Origin of the sequence: Pseudomonas sp. WS 5010, assembly GCF_012985565.1 — a bacterium.
GTDB lineage: Bacteria > Pseudomonadota > Gammaproteobacteria > Pseudomonadales > Pseudomonadaceae > Aquipseudomonas.
In genome coordinates, this window is sequence record NZ_JAAQWQ010000007.1 from 184,841 (window position 1) to 205,438 (window position 20,598).

At 60.7% G+C, this 20,598-nt stretch carries 22 protein-coding genes and 1 tRNA gene; 17 read left to right on the forward strand and 6 right to left on the reverse strand.

Features of this window, described 5'->3' with window-relative positions; translation table 11 throughout:
• Genes HBO11_RS23980 through HBO11_RS24020 form a run of 9 tightly spaced genes read left to right on the forward strand, consistent with a single transcriptional unit; the run spans position 1 to position 7,710 of the window.
• The gene (locus HBO11_RS23980) at positions 1 to 936 is read left to right on the forward strand and encodes a MerR family transcriptional regulator (RefSeq protein ID WP_169954870.1); all 936 of its coding nucleotides are present in this window, start codon (positions 1 to 3) and stop codon (positions 934 to 936) included.
• Positions 937 to 2,382, forward strand: coding sequence for a deoxyribodipyrimidine photo-lyase (gene phrB / locus HBO11_RS23985; RefSeq protein WP_169954869.1), 1,446 nt, complete (start codon positions 937 to 939; stop codon positions 2,380 to 2,382). It begins immediately after the preceding gene.
• The gene (locus tag HBO11_RS23990; protein ID WP_169954868.1) at positions 2,375 to 2,797 is read left to right on the forward strand and encodes a nuclear transport factor 2 family protein; all 423 of its coding nucleotides are present in this window, start codon (positions 2,375 to 2,377) and stop codon (positions 2,795 to 2,797) included. Before phrB ends, HBO11_RS23990 begins: the two co-directional genes overlap by 8 nt.
• A complete protein-coding gene (locus tag HBO11_RS23995; RefSeq protein ID WP_169954867.1) occupies positions 2,794 to 3,576 on the forward strand; it encodes an SDR family NAD(P)-dependent oxidoreductase in 783 nt (260 codons plus the stop codon). Before HBO11_RS23990 ends, HBO11_RS23995 begins: the two co-directional genes overlap by 4 nt.
• Positions 3,573 to 4,820: an FAD-dependent oxidoreductase gene (locus tag HBO11_RS24000; protein WP_169954866.1), complete on the forward strand. Its 1,248-nt coding sequence runs from the start codon at positions 3,573 to 3,575 to the stop codon at positions 4,818 to 4,820. The genes HBO11_RS23995 and HBO11_RS24000 overlap by 4 nt, the downstream gene beginning before the upstream one ends.
• Positions 4,817 to 5,620: a DUF1365 domain-containing protein gene (locus HBO11_RS24005; RefSeq protein WP_169954865.1), complete on the forward strand. Its 804-nt coding sequence runs from the start codon at positions 4,817 to 4,819 to the stop codon at positions 5,618 to 5,620. The genes HBO11_RS24000 and HBO11_RS24005 overlap by 4 nt, the downstream gene beginning before the upstream one ends.
• Entirely contained in the window at positions 5,607 to 6,878 is a 1,272-nt protein-coding gene (locus HBO11_RS24010; protein WP_169954864.1) for a cyclopropane-fatty-acyl-phospholipid synthase family protein, read from the forward strand. Before HBO11_RS24005 ends, HBO11_RS24010 begins: the two co-directional genes overlap by 14 nt.
• Positions 6,871 to 7,350: a DUF2878 domain-containing protein gene (locus tag HBO11_RS24015; protein ID WP_169954863.1), complete on the forward strand. Its 480-nt coding sequence runs from the start codon at positions 6,871 to 6,873 to the stop codon at positions 7,348 to 7,350. The genes HBO11_RS24010 and HBO11_RS24015 overlap by 8 nt, the downstream gene beginning before the upstream one ends.
• 54 nt (positions 7,351 to 7,404) lie before the next feature.
• Entirely contained in the window at positions 7,405 to 7,710 is a 306-nt protein-coding gene (locus HBO11_RS24020) for a YkgJ family cysteine cluster protein (protein ID WP_169954862.1), read from the forward strand.
• Between the two features lie 122 nt (positions 7,711 to 7,832).
• On the opposite strand, the gene HBO11_RS24025 is transcribed toward HBO11_RS24020, so the two are convergent.
• The 6 genes from HBO11_RS24025 to hemA form a co-directional block, all read right to left on the reverse strand.
• Complete coding sequence (locus HBO11_RS24025) at positions 7,833 to 8,351, reverse strand: acyloxyacyl hydrolase (RefSeq protein ID WP_169954861.1); 519 nt, start codon at positions 8,349 to 8,351, stop codon at positions 7,833 to 7,835.
• Between the two features lie 113 nt (positions 8,352 to 8,464).
• On the reverse strand, positions 8,465 to 9,259 hold the full coding sequence (murI, locus tag HBO11_RS24030) for a glutamate racemase (RefSeq protein ID WP_169954860.1): 795 nt from the start codon (positions 9,257 to 9,259) through the stop codon (positions 8,465 to 8,467).
• Complete coding sequence (locus HBO11_RS24035; protein WP_169954859.1) at positions 9,252 to 10,007, reverse strand: molybdopterin-synthase adenylyltransferase MoeB; 756 nt, start codon at positions 10,005 to 10,007, stop codon at positions 9,252 to 9,254. The genes murI and HBO11_RS24035 overlap by 8 nt, the downstream gene beginning before the upstream one ends.
• On the reverse strand, positions 10,001 to 10,831 hold the full coding sequence (gene prmC, locus HBO11_RS24040; RefSeq protein WP_169954858.1) for a peptide chain release factor N(5)-glutamine methyltransferase: 831 nt from the start codon (positions 10,829 to 10,831) through the stop codon (positions 10,001 to 10,003). Before prmC ends, HBO11_RS24035 begins: the two co-directional genes overlap by 7 nt.
• Positions 10,832 to 11,914, reverse strand: coding sequence for a peptide chain release factor 1 (gene prfA / locus HBO11_RS24045; protein WP_169954857.1), 1,083 nt, complete (start codon positions 11,912 to 11,914; stop codon positions 10,832 to 10,834).
• Positions 11,911 to 13,200, reverse strand: coding sequence for a glutamyl-tRNA reductase (gene hemA, locus HBO11_RS24050; RefSeq protein ID WP_169954856.1), 1,290 nt, complete (start codon positions 13,198 to 13,200; stop codon positions 11,911 to 11,913). Before hemA ends, prfA begins: the two co-directional genes overlap by 4 nt.
• 182 nt (positions 13,201 to 13,382) lie before the next feature.
• Here hemA and HBO11_RS24055 point away from each other — a divergent pair, with 182 nt between their 5' ends.
• From HBO11_RS24055 to ychF, 8 genes are all read left to right on the forward strand, one after another.
• Positions 13,383 to 15,107, forward strand: a complete 1,725-nt coding sequence (locus HBO11_RS24055; protein WP_169954855.1) for a tetratricopeptide repeat protein — start codon at positions 13,383 to 13,385, stop codon at positions 15,105 to 15,107.
• Between the two features lie 4 nt (positions 15,108 to 15,111).
• Positions 15,112 to 15,729, forward strand: coding sequence for a lipoprotein insertase outer membrane protein LolB (gene lolB / locus HBO11_RS24060; RefSeq protein WP_070996768.1), 618 nt, complete (start codon positions 15,112 to 15,114; stop codon positions 15,727 to 15,729).
• Position 15,730: 1 nt separating this feature from the next.
• Positions 15,731 to 16,579 carry a 4-(cytidine 5'-diphospho)-2-C-methyl-D-erythritol kinase gene (gene ispE / locus HBO11_RS24065; RefSeq protein WP_169954854.1) on the forward strand — a complete coding sequence of 283 codons (849 nt, stop codon included), beginning with the start codon at positions 15,731 to 15,733 and terminating at the stop codon, positions 16,577 to 16,579.
• A 36-nt stretch (positions 16,580 to 16,615) separates the two neighbouring features.
• Positions 16,616 to 16,690 (forward strand) — tRNA-Gln (locus HBO11_RS24070).
• Between the two features lie 45 nt (positions 16,691 to 16,735).
• Complete coding sequence (locus tag HBO11_RS24075) at positions 16,736 to 17,677, forward strand: ribose-phosphate pyrophosphokinase (RefSeq protein WP_003171603.1); 942 nt, start codon at positions 16,736 to 16,738, stop codon at positions 17,675 to 17,677.
• A gap of 138 nt (positions 17,678 to 17,815) precedes the next feature.
• A complete protein-coding gene (locus HBO11_RS24080) occupies positions 17,816 to 18,415 on the forward strand; it encodes a 50S ribosomal protein L25/general stress protein Ctc (protein WP_169954853.1) in 600 nt (199 codons plus the stop codon).
• Positions 18,416 to 18,583: 168 nt separating this feature from the next.
• Complete coding sequence (gene pth, locus HBO11_RS24085) at positions 18,584 to 19,168, forward strand: aminoacyl-tRNA hydrolase (RefSeq protein WP_003208389.1); 585 nt, start codon at positions 18,584 to 18,586, stop codon at positions 19,166 to 19,168.
• A 22-nt stretch (positions 19,169 to 19,190) separates the two neighbouring features.
• Positions 19,191 to 20,291, forward strand: a complete 1,101-nt coding sequence (gene ychF, locus HBO11_RS24090) for a redox-regulated ATPase YchF (RefSeq protein WP_099167955.1) — start codon at positions 19,191 to 19,193, stop codon at positions 20,289 to 20,291.
• The last annotated feature ends 307 nt before the right edge of the window (positions 20,292 to 20,598 follow it).

Below are 20,598 nucleotides of genomic sequence, written 5' to 3' on the forward strand. Positions count from 1 at the left end.
ATGAATGCTTCCCTGCACCACCCCACCCACCCCGTCGAAGACGTCGCCCAGGCCCTGGAACAAGGCTGGCTGCCGATTCGCGAAGTGGCGCGCCAGACCGGGGTCAACGCCGTGACCCTGCGTGCCTGGGAACGGCGCTATGGCCTGATCGTGCCGCAGCGCACGCCCAAGGGCCATCGGCTGTTCAACACCGAGCATGTGCAGCGCATCCAGGCCATCCTGACCTGGCTCAACCGTGGCGTGCCGGTCAGTCAGGTCAAGCAGTTGATCGACAGCGCCCAGCCGGTGGACGACAGCGGCGAAAACGAATGGCAGGGCCTACGCCAGACCCTGGTGCAAGCCATCAGCCAACTGGCCGAGCGCCGGGTCGATGATGTGTTCAACCAGGCCATGGCCCTCTACCCGCCGCGCACCCTGTGCGAGCAACTGTTGCTGCCGCTGCTCAAGGAACTGGAACAGCGCTGGCAAGGCCAGTTCGGCGCGCAGATGGAGCGGGTGTTTTTCCACTCTTGGCTGCGCAGCAAATTTGGCGCGCGGATGTATCACAACAATCGCCAACTCAGTGGCTCCCCGTTATTGCTGATCAACCATTGCGACCTGCCGCTGGAGCCGCACCTGTGGTTGAGCGCCTGGTTGGCCAGCAGCGCCGATTGCCCGGTGGAAGTCTTCGACTGGCCGTTGCCCACCGGCGAACTGGCCCTGGCGGTCGAACACCTGCAACCACGCGCCGTGGTGCTCTACTCCAGCAAGGCCATCAATCTGGCGGCGCTGCCGAAACTCTTGAGCGGCAGTAGTTGCCCAATCCTCCTCGCCGGACCAACGGTGTGCATCCACCAGGCCGAGTTGGCGGTATTAACCCAAGACATCCCTGAACTGTTGCTGGCCGAAGACCCGTTGTCGGCCCATCAGCTCCTGATCCAGCGTGGGCTTCTTTAAATGCACCTGATCTGGCTGCGCAGCGACCTGCGCCTACATGACAACACCGCCCTCGCTGCCGCCTGCCAGCGTGGCCCGACGGCGGCGGTGTACCTGATCACGCCGCAGCAATGGCTGGCCCATGACGATGCGCCGTGCAAAGTCGACTTTTGGCTGCGCAACCTCAAGTGCCTGGGCCAGGCCCTGGGTGAATTGAATATCCCACTGCTGATCCGCCACGCGGATACATGGGATCAAGTGCCACAGGTATTGGTCGAGCTGTGCCAGGCCTTGGCGGTCGAGACCGTCCACGCCAACGAAGAGTACGGGATCCACGAAAGCCGGCGTGATGCCGCCGTAGCCCAGGCCCTGGAAGCACAAGGGGTGGATTTTTACAGTTACCTGGACCAACTGCTGTTCCAACCCGGCAGCGTACTGACCAAGACCGGCACCTACTTCCAAGTGTTCAGCCAGTTTCGCAAGGTCTGTTACAACCGCCTGCACAGTGCCCTGCCACGCCGGGTGCCGACGCCCAAGGCCCAGGCGGCCTTGGCACTGGCCAGCGACGAGGTTCCCGAACAGGTCAGAGGATTCATCCCGCCCAGCGACACCCTGCGCGCCCTGTGGCCGGCCGGTGAAGACGAGGCACAGCGGCGCCTCGGGCAATTTGCCGAGGCCCAGATCAGCTACTACAAGGACGAACGCGACTTTCCGGCCAAGCCCGGCACCAGCCAACTCTCCGCGTACCTCGCTGCTGGCGTGGTCTCGCCGCGCCAGTGCCTGCATGCGGCGCTGCAAAGCAACCAGGGTGAATTCGAAAGCGGCGATATCGGTGCAATCACCTGGATCAACGAGCTGCTGTGGCGTGAGTTCTACAAACATATCCTGGTGGGCTACCCACGGGTGTCGCGCCATCGTGCCTTTCGCCCGGAAACCGAAGCCGTGGCCTGGCGCCACGCCCCCGCCGACCTGGCCGCCTGGCAAGAGGCACGCACCGGCCTGCCGATCATCGACGCCGCGATGCGCCAGCTCCTGGAAACCGGCTGGATGCATAACCGCCTGCGCATGGTGGTGGCGATGTTCCTGACCAAGAACCTTTTGATCGACTGGCGCGAGGGTGAGCGCTTTTTTATGCGGCACCTGATCGACGGCGACCTGGCGGCCAATAACGGAGGCTGGCAGTGGAGTTCGTCCACCGGCACCGACTCGGCGCCGTATTTCCGCATTTTCAGCCCGTTGAGCCAGTCCGAGAAATTCGACGGCGAAGGGCGTTTTATCAAGCAGTGGCTGCCGCAACTGGCGGGATTGAACAAAAAGCAAGTGCACAACCCCGACGCCGTCGGCGGCCTGTTTGGCGTGGCCGACTACCCACGGCCCATCGTCGACCTGAAGTCTTCCCGCGAGCGGGCGCTGGCGGCCTTTCGTGCCCTGCCCCCGCGCCAGGCGGCAGGAGGTGGGTATGAGTGATTTCCTGCGCCAGTTTGCCGAGTCTTTCGCCGGTCTTAACAAACACAACCTGCACCGGCTCGACAGCCTGTACAGCCAGGACATATCGTTTAGCGATCCACTGCACCAGGTCCACGGCATCAGCGCGCTGAATGCGTATTTCGCCGAGCTTTACAGCAACGTCAATCAACTGCATTTTGACTTCCACGGCTTCGACCACGTGGCCGAAGGCGAGGGTTATCTACGCTGGACCATGAGTTTCTGCCACCCGCGCCTGGCGGGCGGCCAACAGATTCAGGTGCAAGGCTGCTCCCACCTGCTATGGCACGACAAGGTCTACCGGCACCGCGATTACTTTGATGCTGGAGCGCTGCTTTACGAACACCTGCCGGTACTTGGCCGGCTGGTCCGTTGGTTGAAAGGGAGAATGGCATGAGCCTGAAATCGCCACGCCGTTATTGGCTGACAGGAGCAAGCAGTGGCATCGGTGCCGCCCTGGCCGAAGAGTTGCTCGGCAGTGGCGCGCAGGTGGCGCTGAGTGCACGTTCCAAGGCGCCGCTGGAACAACTGGCCCAACGTTACCCCGGCCAAGTGCTGGTGGTGGCCGGAGACTTGACCAACAGCCAGATCGTACGGGAAATCGGCGAGCAGATCGCACAGACCTGGGGCGCCCTGGACACCGTGATCCTGAATGCCGGCACCTGCGAGTATGTGGATGCCCGGCAGTTCGATGCGTCGATTATCGAACACGTGGTGCGCACCAACCTGCTGGCCAGCAGTTATTGCATCGAAGCCGCGCTGCCACTGCTGCGTGCCGGTCACAACCCGCACCTGGTGGGGGTCGCCAGTGCCGTCACCTACCTGCCGATGCCCCGCGCAGAAGCCTATGGCGCGTCCAAGGCCGGCCTGCGTTACTTGTTCGAATCCCTGCGCATCGACCTGTCTCCCGAAGGCATTGATGTCACGGTAGTCAGCCCCGGTTTCGTCGATACGCCACTGACCGAACGCAACGATTTCCCCATGCCCCTGAGCTGGCCGGCCGACAAGGCCGCGCGGCATATTTTCGGCAAACTGGAAAAACGCCCGCTGGAAATCGCCTTCCCAGCGCTGTTCATCGCCACCCTGTGGCCACTGTCGAAACTGCCGAACCGCGCGCAACTGATCATCGGCAAACGCATGCTGCGCAGCCCGCCGCCGCAGAAGGACGACCTGTGAAGATCGCCATAATCGGCAGCGGTATTTCCGGGCTGACCAGTGCCTATCTGCTCAGCCGCCGTCACGACATCACGGTGTTCGAAGCCGCCGACCGGATTGGCGGCCATACCCATACGGTAGACGTGACCGTCGAGGGCACGCGGTATGCGGTGGACACCGGGTTTATTGTGTTCAACGACTGGACCTACCCCAACTTCATCCGCCTGCTGGGGCAGATCGGCGTGCCGTTCAAGCCGACCGAAATGAGTTTTTCGGTGTGCGACCCTGAGGAAAATGTCGAGTACAACGGCAACAACCTCAACAGCCTGTTCGCCCAGCGCAGCAATCTCCTGTCCCCGGGTTTCTGGGGCATGTTGCGCGACATCCTGCGTTTCAATCGCCAGGCGCCCCTGGATTTGCAGGAGCAGCGCATCAGCGCACAGATGACCCTGGGCGAATACTTGCAGGCGGGCAACTACGGCCCGCGGTTTATCCGCCACTACATCGTGCCCATGGGCGCGGCGATCTGGTCGATGCCCCTGGCGGACATGCTCGGGTTCCCGCTGCAGTTCTTCGTGCGGTTCTTCAAGAACCACGGCTTGCTGTCGGTGAACAATCGGCCGCAGTGGTGCGTGATCGAGGGTGGCTCCAGTCGTTACATCGAGCCGCTGACCCGCTCGTTTGGCCAGCAGATCCGCCTCAACTGCCCGGTGCAAAAAGTCGAGCGCACACCAGAAGGCGTGGTTATCCACAGTGCCGATGGCCGTGAAATTTTCGACAAGGTCGTCTTCGCCTGCCACAGCGACCAGGCCCTGGCCCTGCTGGACGATCCCAGCCAGGCTGAACAGCAGATTCTTGGGGCGATAACCTACGCCGACAATGACGTGGCCCTGCACACCGACACCCGCTTGCTGCCCGATCGCCCACTGGCCTGGGCCAGCTGGAACTATCGGATGGACGCCAGCACGCACAAGCCGGCAGCCGTCACCTATGCCATGAACATCCTGCAAGGCATCGACAGCCCCACCACCTTTTGTGTGAGCCTCAATCAGACGGCGATTATCAACCCGCTGAAGATTCTCGCCCGCTACACCTATGCCCATCCCCAATACAGCCTGGCAGCGGTGGCGGCGCAAGCGCGCTGGGAAGAACTGCATGGCGCCCGGCACACCTATTATTGCGGGGCTTACTGGGCCAACGGTTTTCATGAAGACGGCGTGGTCAGCGCCCTGCGCGTGGCCCAAGCCTTTGGGGAAACCCTGTGAACAGCGCGCTCTACAGCGGCTGGATCGCCCACCGGCGCTTCACCCCCAAAGGCCATGCCTTTCGCTATCGCATCGGCCTGCTGTACCTGGATCTGAGCGAACAGGAACAGGTGCTGGGGCTGTCGCCCTTAGCAGGTCATGGCCGCTTCGCGCCCTTTGCGTTTCGCCAGCAGGATTACCTGCGTGAATTGACCCGCGACGGCACCTGCTTGATCGATGCCGTGCGCCAAGTGGTCGGCACGGCGCTGGGGCATACCCCCCAGGGCAACATCTGCCTGCTGACCCAGGCCCGCAGTTGGGGCCTGGCGTTCAACCCGGTGAGTTTCTTCTATTGCTTTGAGGCCGACGGGCAACTGGCGGCGATTGTCTGTGAAGTGACCAACACGCCATGGCGCGAGCGTTATCACTACGTGCTGCCGGCCCAGGCCCTGGCGGTTGGCGAGCATCAGCATTTCGCGGTGGCCAAGGCGTTTCATGTGTCGCCGTTTTTGCCCCGAGACCTGGAATACCGCATGAGCTTCAGCCCGCCGAGCCAGCGCTTGGGCGTGCATATGGCCGACTGGCAAGGCGAGACCAAGGTGTTCGATGCCACCTTGAGCCTGCAACGCGAAGCCCTCGACCGCGCCAGCCTGCATCGCTACTTGCGGCGCTTTCCGTGGATGACCGCCAAGACCTGCCTGGCCATCTACTGGCAAGCGCTGCGCCTGCTTTTTAAACGCACCCCGATTTTTCCCCATCAGGCCGCCGATGGCGCCTGTGCAATTGGCTATCCCAAGGATCGTCGCCATGAAATCCCCTAGCTTATCGGTCAAATCCAACCGCCTGAACGTCAACGGCCTGACCGGCGCGCTGTTGCGCAAAGCCGTGCTGCGCCAACTCGGCAAGCTGCGCCATGGCCAACTGGTGGTGATCGAGGACGGCGAGCGCCAGGTGTTCGGCGCACGGGAAGCGCACTTGCTGGGGGAGATCCAGATCCTCGACCCGGCGGTGTGGGGCCTGGTGGCCGCCAACGGTTCCATCGGTGCCGGCGAGGCGTTTATCCATGGGTTCTGGAGCAGCCCGGACCTGACCGCCGTGGTGCGCGTGATGGTCAGCAACCTCGATGTACTGGACGCCCTCGAAGGCGGCCTGGCCAAGCTGGCCCGCCCGCTCACCCAAGGCTTGCACTGGCTCAATCGCAACACCCGCAAGGGCTCGCAAAAAAACATCGCCGCCCACTACGACCTGGGTAACGACCTGTTCCAGGAGTTTCTTGACCCGACCATGATGTATTCGGCGGCGCAGTTCCTTACCGCCGACGACACGCTGGAGCAGGCACAACTTAACAAGCTGGAGCGCATTTGCCAGAAACTGGCACTCAAGCCATCGGACCACCTGCTGGAAATCGGCACCGGCTGGGGCAGCATGGCCCTGTATGCAGCGCAGCAGTACGGCTGCCAGGTCACCACGACCACCTTGTCCAAGGAGCAATTTGCCTACACCGAACAGCGCATCCAGGCCTTGGGGCTGCAGGACCAGGTGACGCTGCTGTTGCAGGACTACCGCGACCTGAGCGGGCAATACGACAAGCTGGTGTCCATCGAAATGATCGAGGCCGTGGGCCATCGTTTCCTGCCCACCTACTTCAAGCAATGCGCGCACTTGCTCAAGAGCGACGGGTTGATGCTGTTGCAGGCCATCACCATTCGCGAACAACGTTATGAACAGGCCAAGGGCAGCGTCGACTTCATCCAGCGCTACATCTTCCCCGGCGGTGCCTTGCCCTGTGTACAGAAGATGTTGCAGATCGTCAGCCGCGACACCGATATGAACCTGTTGCACATGGAGGATTTCGGCCTGCATTACGCGCGAACCTTGCGCTTGTGGCATGAGAACTTTCGCCGCGCCCACGGTCGACTGACGGAACTGGGCTACGACGAATACTTCCTGCGGTTGTGGGAGTTCTACCTGTGCTACTGCGAAGGCGGCTTTATGGAACGCACCATCGGCACCGCGCAGTTGCTGCTGGCCAAGCCCTGCGCGGTGACACAACCGTTGCTCGGGCGCTTCAATGCTTAAAAACCTGGCCAACGCCGCGTTGTTCCAGTGCGGTTGGTTTGCCTGTGTGATCGGTGGTGACAGCCTGTGGTTGTTGGTCGGGCTGGGCGTGCTGGCGGTCCACCTGCTGTGGATAACTTCGTGGGCCGTTGAGTGGCGGTTGATCTTGAGCGTGACCGTGCTGGGCACCCTGCTGGACACGCTGCTGCGCACGCTCGGGGTGTTTGAATTCAGTGATCCAGGCCCGTTGATTCCTGCGTGGCTGATCCTGCTGTGGGCGCTGCTGGCGACCACCCTACGCCACTGCCTGGCCTGGAGCGCCCGGCCCTGGTGGCGCGCAAGCCTGCTCGGAGCTGCGGGCGGGCCGCTGTCGTACTACGCCGGCAGCCAGTTGGCCGGTGTGAGCTTCGGCTTTGCCACCGTGCCAACCCTGGTGGCAATCGCGCTGCTGTGGGCTGTGGTATTTCCTGGCCTGCACCGGCTCGCGCGCTGACGTTTGTCAGAGCTTTCACACGCGCTAGACCGGCTTGCCTTACACTGCGCGCCTATGACCACCATCCCTCACACCCAAATCACCGAACCTGCCGTCACCTGCTCCACGTGCGCAGCCTGCTGCTGCCAGCTGGAAGTCATGCTGATCACCGACACTGGCGTGCCTGATCGCTTTATCGATACGGACGATTGGGGCGGCGAAGTCATGCTGCGCCTGGACGACGGCTGGTGCGCGGCGTTGGATCGCGACACGATGATGTGCACGATCTATGAGAAACGACCGCTGATTTGCCGGGAATTCGAGATGGGCGCGCCGGAGTGCCTTGAAGAGCGCCTGGGGATTGCGACGGTCTACCGCTGATCCCAGGGCAAATGTGGGAGCTGGCTTGCCTGCGATAGCATCACCTCGGTTTGTCTGAAGCACCGAGTCGTCTGCATCGCGGGCAAGCCCGCTCCTACATGGGTTCTGCTGTGCTGGGAAAATCAGAGCGGCATGGTGTAGTTCAACGAATAGCTCTCGATACCATCGTTGTGGCTGCTGATGCCAGCGTTGGAATAGTGCGTGGCACGGATCCCCACCTGGTGCCCACCGGCAAAGCGCAAGCCAAAGCCCAGGCGGTCTTCGAACTGGAAAGCGCCGCCAATGTTGTTGTCTTCGACCCGGCTGCGTGAGAACAGCGCCACGCCGATCCCCGCTTCGATGTAGGGTTTGACCGACTCACCGGCAAATTCATACACAAACACCGGCGAAAACGACAGGCTGCTGACACTCGCCCGTTCGTCACCGTCCCAGAAGGTATAAGCGCCGCTCCAGTAGCCAGTCAGGCGCCCCACATCGCTCTGCCACCAGCTCTTGTCCCAGTCCGATTGCAGGCCCAGACGATAAGTCATGGTCGAATCGCTGGTATGCCCCACCGCAAACTCCAGGCCGGCAGCCTGGGCCGAAACCGAGTGTCCCACCACGACGGCCGCAATCGCAGCCAAACAGAACAAGCGCCTCATAAGAAACATCCTTTCCAAACGAAGTTGTATGGTTTTGTACTGCTCATCAAGAGCTATAGAAATCACGGACAACGCAGAAGTTCAGCCGGAAAACCCGCTATTTCACGAATTTTTCACAGGGCGAAGCTTCGCACAACGCCGCTGAATTTCCATAGTGTGGGTAGGATATTTCTGAGATGTTGCGGATCACCGCTGGTCCACAACTGCGCGGCCCGAGGATTGCCCTCGGCCAGCAACTGACGCTCACCCAGCAGGCGTTGCAGTTGGCGCGCCACGGCCGCCCCGGTGTCGATCAGGATGATCGACGGTGGCAGCATCGTCGCCAGCAGCGGCTTGAGGAAAGGATAGTGAGTGCAACCAAGGATGATGGTGTCGCATCCGGCCTCGACCAGCGGCGCGACATAACCTTGCAGCATCTGGCGCAGCGCCGGGCTGTCCAGGTCGCCGGCTTCGATCAGCTCCACCAGCCCCGGGCATGGCTGGGTAATCACCCGCACGTCGGTGGCAAAACGATCCAGCAGCGCAGCGAACTTGGCACTTTGCAGGGTGCCCGTAGTGGCCAGCACCCCGACCACACCGCTGCGGGTTGCGGCGGCGGCTGGCTTGACCGCTGGCTCCATGCCCACCAGCGGCCAGTCCGGGTAATCACTGCGCAAATCCGCGACCGCCGCCACGGTTGCCGTGTTGCAGGCAATCACAAAGGCCTTGGCGCCCTGCCCACGGAAAAACTCTGCGACCACCCGCGAACGTTCGCGAATGAATGCAGGGGTTTTCTCGCCATAGGGGATATGCCCGCAATCCGCCACGTATAGCAGCGATTCATGGGGCAACAACCGATGAATTTCGTCCAGCACCGACAGACCGCCGACACCGGAGTCGAACACACCAATCGGTGCATCCTTAACCATGCTGGCTACCGCAGACGCTGCAACCGGGGTCGCGCTTGACCCGCAGTTCGCGAAAACGTGTGCCCAGGGCGTCGATCAACAGCAGGCGCCCAACCAGCGGTGTGCCAAAGCCAGCCAGCAGCTTCAGGGCTTCCAGGGCTTGCAGGCTGCCGACCAGGCCTACCAATGGGCCGGCGACGCCGGCTTCGCTGCAGGTCAATTCGGTATCGCTGCCGTGCCCATATAAACAGTGGTAGCAGGGGCTTTCCGGGCGGCGTGGGTCGAACACCGAGAGCTGGCCTTCGAGGCGAATCGCCGCGCCGCTGACCAGGGGCTTGCCAGCCGCCACGCACGCCGCGTTCACCGCCTCACGGGTGGTGAAGTTGTCACAGCAGTCGAGCACCAGGTCCACATCGGCCACGGCGGCGGCCAGCGAGTCGGCGTCCAGCGCCGTGCGATGGGCAACCAGCCGGACCTCGGGGTTGATCGCGCTCAGGCGGCGGATGGCCGAGTCCACTTTGCTCAGGCCAACGCTGTCGGTGTCGTGGATGATCTGGCGTTGCAGGTTGGTCAGGTCGACGGTATCAAAGTCCGCCAGATGCAGCTCACCCACGCCGGCAGCCGCCAGGTACAGCGCCACCGGGGCACCGAGGCCGCCGAGACCGACGATCAGCACGCGGCTGTTTTTCAGGCGCAACTGGCCGTCGATGTCCACCTGTTGCAACAGGATCTGTCGGCTATAGCGCAACAGCTCCTGATCGGTCAGCACGGCCGGCGCCCCAGGCTGATGCGCTCGTGGCCGCCGAGGTCGATACGGCTGTGGACCTCTTCGAAACCTTGGGTCAGCAGCAAGTCACGCACGGCCGGGGCCTGGTCATAACCGTGTTCGAGCAGCAACCAGCCACCAGCCTCCAGGTGCTGCGGCGCCTGGGCGATGATCAGGCGCAGGTCGTCCAGGCCATCGTGGCCGGCCACCAGTGCGCTGGCCGGCTCGAAACGCACATCGCCCGCCACCAGGTGCGGATCGCTGTCGGCAATGTAGGGCGGGTTGCTGATGATCAGGTGATAGGTGTGATCTTTCAGGGCGCTGAACCAGTGACTGTTAAGCACCGTGACGTTATCCAGGTGCAAGCGCTGGCGATTGCGCTCGGCCAGGGCCACCGCTTCGAGCACGCGATCCACCGCCGTCACGCGCCAGGCCGGGCGCTCGCTGGCCAGGGCCAAGGCGATGGCGCCGCTGCCAGTGCCCAGGTCCAGGACAGTGGCCGGGGTGGCGGGCAACAACTCCAGGGCTGCTTCCACCAGCAACTCGGTGTCCGGGCGTGGGATCAGGGTGTGCGGCGCGACTTCCAGGTCGAGCTTCCAGAAGCCTTGCTGGCCGAGGATATAGGCCACCGGCTCACCGCTGCGGCGACGTTGCAGGTAATCGGCAAAGCGCAGCGCGTCTTCGCTGTTGACGATTTTTTCCGGCCAGGTGTGCAGGTAGCTGCGGGACTTGCCCAAGGCAGCGGCCAGCAGCAATTCGGCGTCCAGGCGGGCGGTAGGCGAATCTGGCAGGTCGGCGGCGCGCAACAAGCTGGCAATAATGGTCATTTATTCACCTATCGCGGCCAGTTGGTCGGCCTGGTATTCGGCGAGCAACGGCTCGATCACTGCGTCCACGCCACCGGCAAGGATTTCGTCCAGGGAATACAGGGTCAGGTTGACCCGATGGTCGGTGACCCGGCCCTGGGCGTAGTTATAGGTGCGAATGCGCTCGGAGCGGTCACCCGAGCCCACCAGCAACTTGCGCTCGCTGGCAATTGCGTTGGCCGCGGCGCTGGTCTGCTGGTCGTTGAGCTTGGCCGACAACCAGGACATGGCCCGCGCCCGGTTCTTGTGCTGGGAACGCTCTTCCTGGCACTCCACCACAATGCCGGACGGCAAGTGGGTGATGCGGATCGCCGAGTCAGTCTTGTTGACGTGCTGGCCACCGGCGCCCGATGAGCGATAAGTGTCGACGCGCAAGTCCGCCGGGTTGATTTCGATGGCTTCCTGCTCGTCCGGTTCTGGCAATACCGCCACGGTGCAGGCCGAGGTGTGGATACGGCCCTGGGACTCGGTGGCGGGCACACGTTGTACGCGGTGCGCGCCGGATTCGAACTTCAGCTTGCCGTAGACGTTCTCGCCTTCGACGCGGGCGATGATTTCCTTGTAGCCGCCGTGCTCGCCTTCGTTTTCGGAGAGGATTTCCACGCGCCAGCCGCGCCGCTCGGCATAACGCGAATACATGCGAAACAGGTCGCCGGAGAAGATCGCCGCCTCGTCACCGCCGGTGCCAGCGCGGATTTCCAGGAAGACGTTGCGCCCATCGTTAGGGTCTTTGGGCAGCAGCATGCGTTGCAGGTCGCCTTCGAGCTCGACGAGCTTTTCCTTGGCTTCGCGGACTTCTTCCACGGCCATTTCGCGCATGTCCGGGTCGCTGTCCTTGAGCAGCGCCTGGGCGCCTTCGAGGTCGGCCTGCACTTTGAGCAGTTGCGAATAGGTGGTCACGATCGGCTCAACTTCGGCGTATTCCTTGGAATAGGCACGGAACTTGGTCTGATCGGAAATAACCTCGCCGTCGCCGAGCAAGGCGGTCAGTTCTTCGAAACGGTCCTGGAGCACGTCCAGTTTATTGAGCAGTGACGCTTTCATTGCAGTTTTTTATCCGAAGAGCTGTCTGACGCGCCCTCACCGAGGGCAAAGAGTTCCTGGGCCATGGCCAGCGCATCGAGGCGGCCTTCGGCTGTCAGTTTTTTAAGCTGTACGCTGGGAGCATGCAACAGCTTGTTGGTGAGGCCACGGGCCAATTGCATCAAGATATCTTCAGCGTTGCCGCCATTGGCCAGCAGGCGCTGGGCCTTGATCAATTCCTCGTCACGCAGGCGCTCGCCTTGCTGGCGATAGGCCTTGAGCACATCCACGGCGGCCAGCTCGCGCAGGCGCACCATGAAGTCATCGGCGCCGATCGCGACCATTTCCTCGGCGGCCTGGGCAGCGCCCTGGCGGCTCTTGAGGTTTTCGGCGACCACTTCGTGCAGGTCGTCGACGCTATAGAGGTAAACGTCGTCCAACTCGCCGACTTCCGGCTCGATATCCCGGGGAACGGCGATATCCACCATGAAAATCGGCTTGTGCTTGCGCAGCTTCAGCGCGCTTTCCACCGCGCCCTTGCCAAGGATCGGCAACTGGCTGGCGGTGGAGCTGATGACGATATCGCTGCGCACCAGTTCCGCCGGGATGTCGGCGAGCAACACCGCGTGGGCGCCGAACTCTTCGGCCAGGATGCTGGCGCGCTCCAGGGTTCGGTTGGCCACCACGATCCGCTTGACCCCCAGGTCATGCAGGTGCCGGGCGACCAGGGTGATGGTCTCGCCGGCGCCGATCAGCAAGGCCTGGCTGCGTTGCAGGTCGCTGAAGATCTGCTTGGCCAGGCTGACAGCGGCGAATGCCACGGAGACCGGGTTTTCGCCAATCGCCGTATCGGTACGCACCTGCTTGGCCGAATTGAAGGTGGCCTGGAACAGACGCCCCAGCAACGGCCCCACGGTCCCGGCTTCACGGGCCACGGCGTAGGCCGACTTCATCTGGCCGAGGATCTGCGGCTCGCCCAAAACCAGGGAGTCGAGCCCGGATGCCACACGCATCATGTGACGAACTGCCGCATCATCTTCATGCACATAAGCGCTGGCGCGCAGGTCATCCAGGCTCAAATGATGGTAATCAGCCAGCCAGCGCAGCACCCCATCCGACGAAAGATGTTCCTGCTCTATATAGAGCTCACTGCGATTGCAGGTGGAAAGGATCGCAGCTTCGCGGCTGTCGGTGAGCCGGCACAGCTGCTGCAAAGCCTCAACCAACTGCTCCGGGGTAAACGCCACGCGCTCGCGGACGTCTACAGAAGCAGTCTTGTGGTTGATACCCAGAGCAAGGAAGGCCATTCAATATCGCTGATGATGTCGAGAAGCCGACAATTGTCCTACTTCGACTCATCCAGAACAACCACCGTCGTCTATTGTCCTAATGCCTTGTGTCTATAAAGGCGCCAATTGAGACTCGGTTATGTTTGGCCGAGGGCTTGTGTCATGATGATCCGACCGCAGGTTAGTCGTCCTCTTCCTATATGAATAGATCTTCCGCGTTGCTCCTTGCCCTTGCCTTCCTCGGCGGCTGCCAGTCCATGGCCCCCGTATCGCCGCAGAATCCTGCGCCGGTGGAAGACAGCACCCCCGCCCCTGAAAAACCCAAGGTTTATTCCTCGTTCAGCGAAGAAACAGTGTTCAGCCTGCTGAGCGCGGAGCTGGCCGGCCAGCGCAATCGTTTCGACATTGCCCTGGATAACTACGTGACCCAGGCCATCAACACCCAGGACCCGGGGATCTCCGAGCGCGCGTTTCGCATCGCCGAGTACCTGGGCGCAGACCAGGCCGCCCTGGATACCGCGCTGATCTGGGCGAAAAACGCCCCGGACGACCTGGAAGCCCAGCGCGCCGCGGCGATCCAGCTGGCACGTGCCGGGCGCTACGACGACTCCATGGTCTATATGGAGAAAGTCTTGCAGGGCAAGGGCGACACCCATTTCGACTTCCTCGCCCTGTCGGCCGCCGACACCGACCAGGACACCCGCGATGGCCTGATGAAGAGTTTCGACCGCCTGCTGCAAAAGCACCCAAGCAATGGCCAGTTGGTCTTTGGCAAGGCGCTGCTGCTGCAACAGGATGATGAACCGCAAGCGGCTCTCAAGCTGCTGGAGCAGAACCCGCCGGAAGAAGGTGAAATCGCCCCGCTGCTGCTGCGCGCACGCCTGCTGCAAAGCCTCAATCGCGGCAAGGAAGCCTTGCCCCTGCTGCAAAAAAGCATCAAGAAGTATCCGAACGACAAGCGCCTGCGCCTGACCTACGCTCGCATGCTGGTGGAACAGGACCGCATGGAAGACGCCAAGGTCGAGTTCGCCAGCCTGGTCCAGCAATACCCGGACGATGACGAATTGCGTTACTCCCTGGCACTGGTCTGCCTGGAAGCCAAGGCCTGGGAAGAAGCCAAGGGCTACCTGGAAGACCTGATCGCGCGGGAAAGCCATGTCGATTCGGCCCACCTGAACCTGGGGCGCATCGCCGAGGAACGGGATGACCCGCAAGGCGCACTGATCGAATACGCCCAGGTCGGCCCCGGCAATGACTATCTGCCGGCACAACTGCGCCAGGCCGATATCCTGATGAATAACGGCCGCACCGACGAAGCCGAAAAACGCCTGGCCGCTGCCCGTGATGCCGAGCCGGACTACGCTATCCAGCTGTATCTGATCCAGGCCGAAACCTTGTCGGCCAACAATCAGGGGGAGCGCGCCTGGAAAATCCTCGCCCAGGCCCTGCTGCAATACCCCGACGACCTGAACCTGCTGTACACCCGCGCCATGCAGGCCGAAAAACGCAATGACCTGGCCCAGATGGAAAAAGACCTGCGCCTGATCATCAAGCGCGACCCGGACAATGCCATGGCACTGAACGCCCTGGGCTACACCTTGTCAGACCGTACGACGCGCTATGCCGAGGCCAAGGCCCTGATCGAACAGGCCCACCAGCTCAACCCGGAAGACCCGGCGGTGCTCGACAGCCTGGGCTGGGTGAATTACCGCCTGGGCAACCTCGACGAGGCCGAACGCCTGCTGCGTCAGGCCCTGGAGCGGTTCCCCGACCAGGAAGTCGCCGCGCACCTGGGCGAAGTGCTCTGGGCCAAAGGCAACCAGCGCGAAGCCCGACAAATCTGGGCCAAGTTCCTCAAGGAACAACCCGACAGCCCTATCCTGCGCAGCACCATCAAGCGCCTGACCGGATCCGAGACTCTTTAATTCTATGTTTTTGCGCCACGCCATCGTTTTCAGTTTTATCGCCCTGCTCGCCGGTTGTGCGGGCTTCGGTGCCCGTGAGTCCGTCGAAGGCCAGGGCAACCCGGCACAATGGCGACAGCACAAGGATCAGCTCAGCAGCATTGATGGCTGGCAGATCGAGGGCAAGATCGGGGTTCGCGCACCGAAGGATTCGGGCAGCGGCACCTTGTTCTGGCTGCAACGCCAAGACTATTACGACATCCGCCTCTCCGGCCCCCTGGGCCGTGGCGCTGCACGCCTGACCGGTCGACCGGGACAAGTGAGCCTCGAGGTAGCCAACCAGGGCCGCTACGAAGCGCCGTCACCGGAGGCCTTGCTCGAAGAGCAGGTCGGCTGGAAGCTGCCAGTCTCGCACCTGGTCTGGTGGGTTCGCGGGCTGCCCGCACCTGACAGCAAGAGCCGCCTGAGCCTCAATGGCGACAGTCGCCTGGCCACCCTGGAACAGGATGGCTGGCAGGTTGAATACTTGAGCTACGTGGAACAAAGCGGCTACTGGCTGCCCGAACGTATCAAGCTGCACGGCTCCAACCTTGATGTCACGCTGGTGATCAAAGACTGGCAACCACGCAAACTGGGGCAGTGACATGACTGAACGCCTGACGCTGCCGTCCCCGGCCAAGCTCAATTTGATGCTGCACATCCTCGGTCGTCGTGAAGACGGCTACCACGAGTTGCAGACGCTGTTTCAATTTCTCGACTACGGCGACGAGATGACCTTCGCCGTGCGCGACGATGGCGTGATTCAACTGCACACCGAATTTGCCGATGTACCCCACGACAGCAATCTGATCGTGAAGGCCGCAAAAAAACTTCAGCAGCAATCCGGTTGTACGCTGGGCATCGATATCTGGATCGATAAAATCCTGCCCATGGGCGGCGGCATCGGCGGCGGCAGCTCGAATGCCGCGACCACCCTGCTCGGTCTCAATCACTTATGGCAACTGGGTTGGGACGAAGATCGCCTGGCCGCAATGGGCCTGACCCTGGGCGCCGACGTCCCGGTTTTTGTGCGTGGACACGCCGCATTTGCTGAGGGTGTCGGGGAAAAACTCACACCCGTAGACCCCGAAGAGCCGTGGTATGTCGTGCTTGTTCCGCAAGTATCTGTAAGTACAGCAGAAATTTTTTCAGATCCGTTGTTGACACGTAACTCTTCTCCCATTAAAGTGCGCCCCGTTCCCAAGGGAAACAGTCGAAATGACTGCTTACCGGTGGTAGCAAGGCGTTATCCAGATGTACGTAACGCTTTGAATTTGTTAGGTAAATTTACCGAAGCAAAACTCACCGGAACTGGAAGTTGTGTGTTTGGGGGCTTCCCAAACAAAGCTGAAGCTGATAAAGTCTCGGCCCTTCTTACAGAGACCCTTACAGGGTTTGTAGCAAAGGGAAGCAACGTTTCGATGTTGCATCGCAAGTTGCAAAGTCTGCTCTAAAGGAACCGAGTACTGGGTACTCGTTGCAACAGATACAGGGGCGTCGCCAAGCGGTAAGGCAGCAGGTTTTGATCCTGCCATGCGTTGGTTCGAATCCAGCCGCCCCTGCCATTTTCTATACTCATCCAGGTTACCCTCAGCCTCTAGGTACTGCGCGTGTCCAAGATGATGGTCTTTACGGGGAATGCCAACCCCGATCTGGCTCGGCGTGTTGTACGTCAGCTGCATATCCCTCTCGGTGACATCTCTGTCGGTAAATTTTCCGACGGCGAGATTACAGCCGAGATCAATGAAAATGTCCGCGGTAAAGATGTTTTCATTATTCAGCCGACTTGCGCTCCGACCAACGATAACCTGATGGAACTCGTCGTGATGGCTGATGCCTTCCGCCGCTCCTCAGCGACTCGAATCACAGCTGTAATCCCTTACTTTGGTTATGCCCGTCAGGATCGCCGTCCGCGTTCTGCACGTGTGGCTATCAGCGCGAAAGTCGTCGCTGACATGCTGACCGTGGTAGGTATCGACCGTGTTCTCACGGTTGACCTGCACGCTGACCAAATCCAGGGGTTCTTCGATATTCCAGTAGATAACATCTACGGCTCCCCCGTCCTGGTGGATGACATCGAAGACCAGCGCTTTGAAAACCTGATGATCGTGTCCCCGGACATTGGTGGCGTCGTGCGTGCACGGGCTGTTGCCAAATCCCTGGGCGTGGACCTCGGGATCATCGACAAACGCCGTGAGAAAGCCAATCACTCTGAAGTGATGCATATCATCGGTGATGTCGAAGGGCGTACCTGTATTCTGGTCGATGACATGGTCGATACCGCCGGCACCCTGTGCCACGCGGCAAAAGCCTTGAAAGAGCACGGTGCGGCTAAAGTCTTCGCCTACTGCACACACCCTGTGCTGTCGGGCCGAGCGATCGAGAACATCGAGAACTCCGTGCTGGACGAACTGGTGGTGACCAACACCATCCCGTTGTCCGCAGCTGCTCAAGCCTGTGCGCGTATCCGTCAACTGGATATCGCCCCGGTTGTTGCTGAGGCGGTTCGCCGTATCAGCAATGAAGAATCGATCAGCGCGATGTTCCGCTAAGGGTCAAACCTTGGCAGCATCAACCTGACGAAAAGCGCCCCGCCCCAGCACTCTGCTGGGGCGGGGCTTTTTTGCCCATATCGCCTTTAGCGCTGGTCGCAAACGCTGGGGCGAATGTGGTTATTTTGGAGATACAACATGAACGATTTTACTTTGAATGCTGAAGTGCGTTCCGACCTGGGGAAAGGTGCGAGCCGCCGCCTGCGTCGTCTCGCAAGCCTGGTTCCAGCTGTAGTCTACGGTGGCGAAAAAGCCCCTGAATCCATCAGCATGCTGGCTAAAGAAATTGCCAAACTGCTCGAAAACGATGCGGCCTACAGCCACATCATCGAGCTGAACGTAGGTGGCAAAAAGCAGAACGTCATCATCAAGGCCCTGCAACGTCACCCAGCTAAAGGCCACGTGCTGCACGCTGACTTCGTACGCGTTGTAGCCGGTCAGAAACTGACCGCTATCGTACCTGTGCACTTCGTTGGCGAAGCTGCTCCGATCAAGAAAGGCGGCGAAATCTCGCACGTTGTAGCCGAGATCGAAGTGACCTGCCTGCCGAAAGACCTGCCTGAGTTCATCGAAGTCGACCTGTCGGCTGCTGAAATCGGCGACATCATCCACCTGTCCGACCTCAAGGCGCCTAAAGGCGTTGAGTTCGTCGCACTGGCTCACGGTGATGACAAAGCTGTTGCAAACGTTCACGCTCCGCGCGTTGCACCAGAAGCTGAAGAAGGCGCTGCAGAGTAATTCACTCTGTAATGCCGGAGCTTGAGGAAACATCGCGGACCGAAACGTAGCGAGAAAGCGGGCGATAACGCGGCGTTTACTCTTGAGTAAATGATCTCTTGTTGTCCACTTTCGCCGCCCGTTGGTTGCGGCGATGTTATCCACAACTCCAAAGGAAGGGCCCCTGTCGTGACTGCCATTAAACTGATCGTTGGCCTGGGAAATCCAGGCGCCGAATACGAACAGACCCGGCATAACGCGGGGGCCCTTTTTGTTGAGCGTATCGCCCACGCCCAAGGTGTAAACCTTGTGGCCGATCGCAAATATTTTGGCCTGACCGGGCGCTTCTCGCATCAGGGTCAGGATGTTCGTCTGCTGATTCCCACCACCTACATGAACCGCAGCGGCCAGGCTGTCGCGGCGCTTGCGGGCTTCTTCCGGATCAAACCCGAGGAAATCCTGGTGGCCCATGACGAACTGGACCTGCCACCCGGCGTTGCCAAGCTCAAGCAAGGCGGCGGCCACGGCGGTCATAATGGCCTGCGCGACATCATCGCGCAGTTGGGCAATCAGAATACGTTCTACCGCCTGCGGCTCGGCATTGGCCACCCAGGCGTTGCCAGTATGGTTTCAAATTTCGTCCTGGGTCGTGCGCCACGCGCCGAACAGGAAAAACTCGATGCCAGCATCGATTTTGCCCTCGGCGTGCTGCCGGATATCTTCGCCGGTGAATGGAACCGTGCGATGAAAAACCTGCACAGCCAGAAGGCCTGACTCTTATCCGAGGGGAAACACCATGGGATTCAATTGCGGCATCGTCGGCCTACCTAACGTCGGCAAGTCCACCCTGTTCAACGCCCTGACCAAGTCCGGTATTGCGGCGGAGAACTTCCCCTTCTGCACCATCGAACCCAACACCGGTATCGTGCCAATGCCCGATCCGCGCCTGGAGGCCCTGGCGGCCATCGTCAATCCCAAGCGCATCCTGCCGACCACCATGGAGTTCGTCGACATCGCAGGCCTGGTGGCTGGCGCGTCGAAAGGTGAGGGCCTGGGCAACAAGTTCCTCGCCAACATCCGTGAAACCGATGCCATCGCCCACGTGGTCCGCTGCTTTGAAGACGAGAACGTGATCCACGTCTCCAACAGCGTCGACCCAAAACGCGATATCGAGATCATCGACCTGGAACTGATCTTCGCCGACCTCGACAGCTGCGAAAAGCAACTGCAAAAGGTCACGCGCAACGCCAAGGGCGGCGACAAGGACGCAGTGGTCCAGAAGGCCCTGCTTGAGCAGCTGATCGCACACTTCACCCTGGGCAAGCCTGCACGCAGCCTGATGAAGAGCATGAGCACCGACGAAAAGGCCGTGATCAAAGGCTTCCACCTGCTGACCACCAAGCCTGTGATGTACATCGCCAACGTGGCTGAAGACGGTTTTGAAAACAACCCGCTGCTCGACGTGGTCATGGCCATTGCCGAAGAAGAAGGCGCGATGGTTGTACCGGTGTGCAACAAGATCGAAGCGGAAATCGCCGAGCTGGAAGACGGCGAAGAGAAAGACATGTTCCTCGAGGCCCTGGGCCTGGAAGAGCCTGGCCTGAACCGCGTGATCCGTGCGGGCTACGAAATGCTGCACCTGCAGACCTACTTCACTGCCGGTGTCGAAGAAGTGCGTGCCTGGACCGTCAAGGTTGGCGCCACCGCGCCACAGGCTGCGGGTGTGATCCACACCGACTTCGAAAAAGGCTTTATCCGCGCCGAAGTGATCGCCTACAACGACTTCATCCAGTTCAAGGGCGAAGCCGGGGCCAAGGAAGCCGGCAAATGGCGCCTGGAAGGCAAGGAATACATCGTCAAGGATGGCGATGTGATGCACTTCCGCTTCAACGTATAACGCTTCACCGGCGGCCTATGCCCCCACAAAAAAAGCCGATGCCCAGCATCGGCTTTTTTTATGGCCGCACCAATAACGATACCGATCTCCAACAGCTCAAGCGCCCCATGAAACATCAAGCAATCGTTAAATATTTTTAATAAAGACATCTAAAAAACAGGACGCAACCACTTCAAGCATGAGATTTGCCTAATCAATAACATTCATAAATCATTTAAGACTTCTCCTACCAACAGCTACAAATAACCTTCCTACAAAAACTTGAATATTTCCCAAGAACAACGCCCTAAACACTTAAAGCACAACA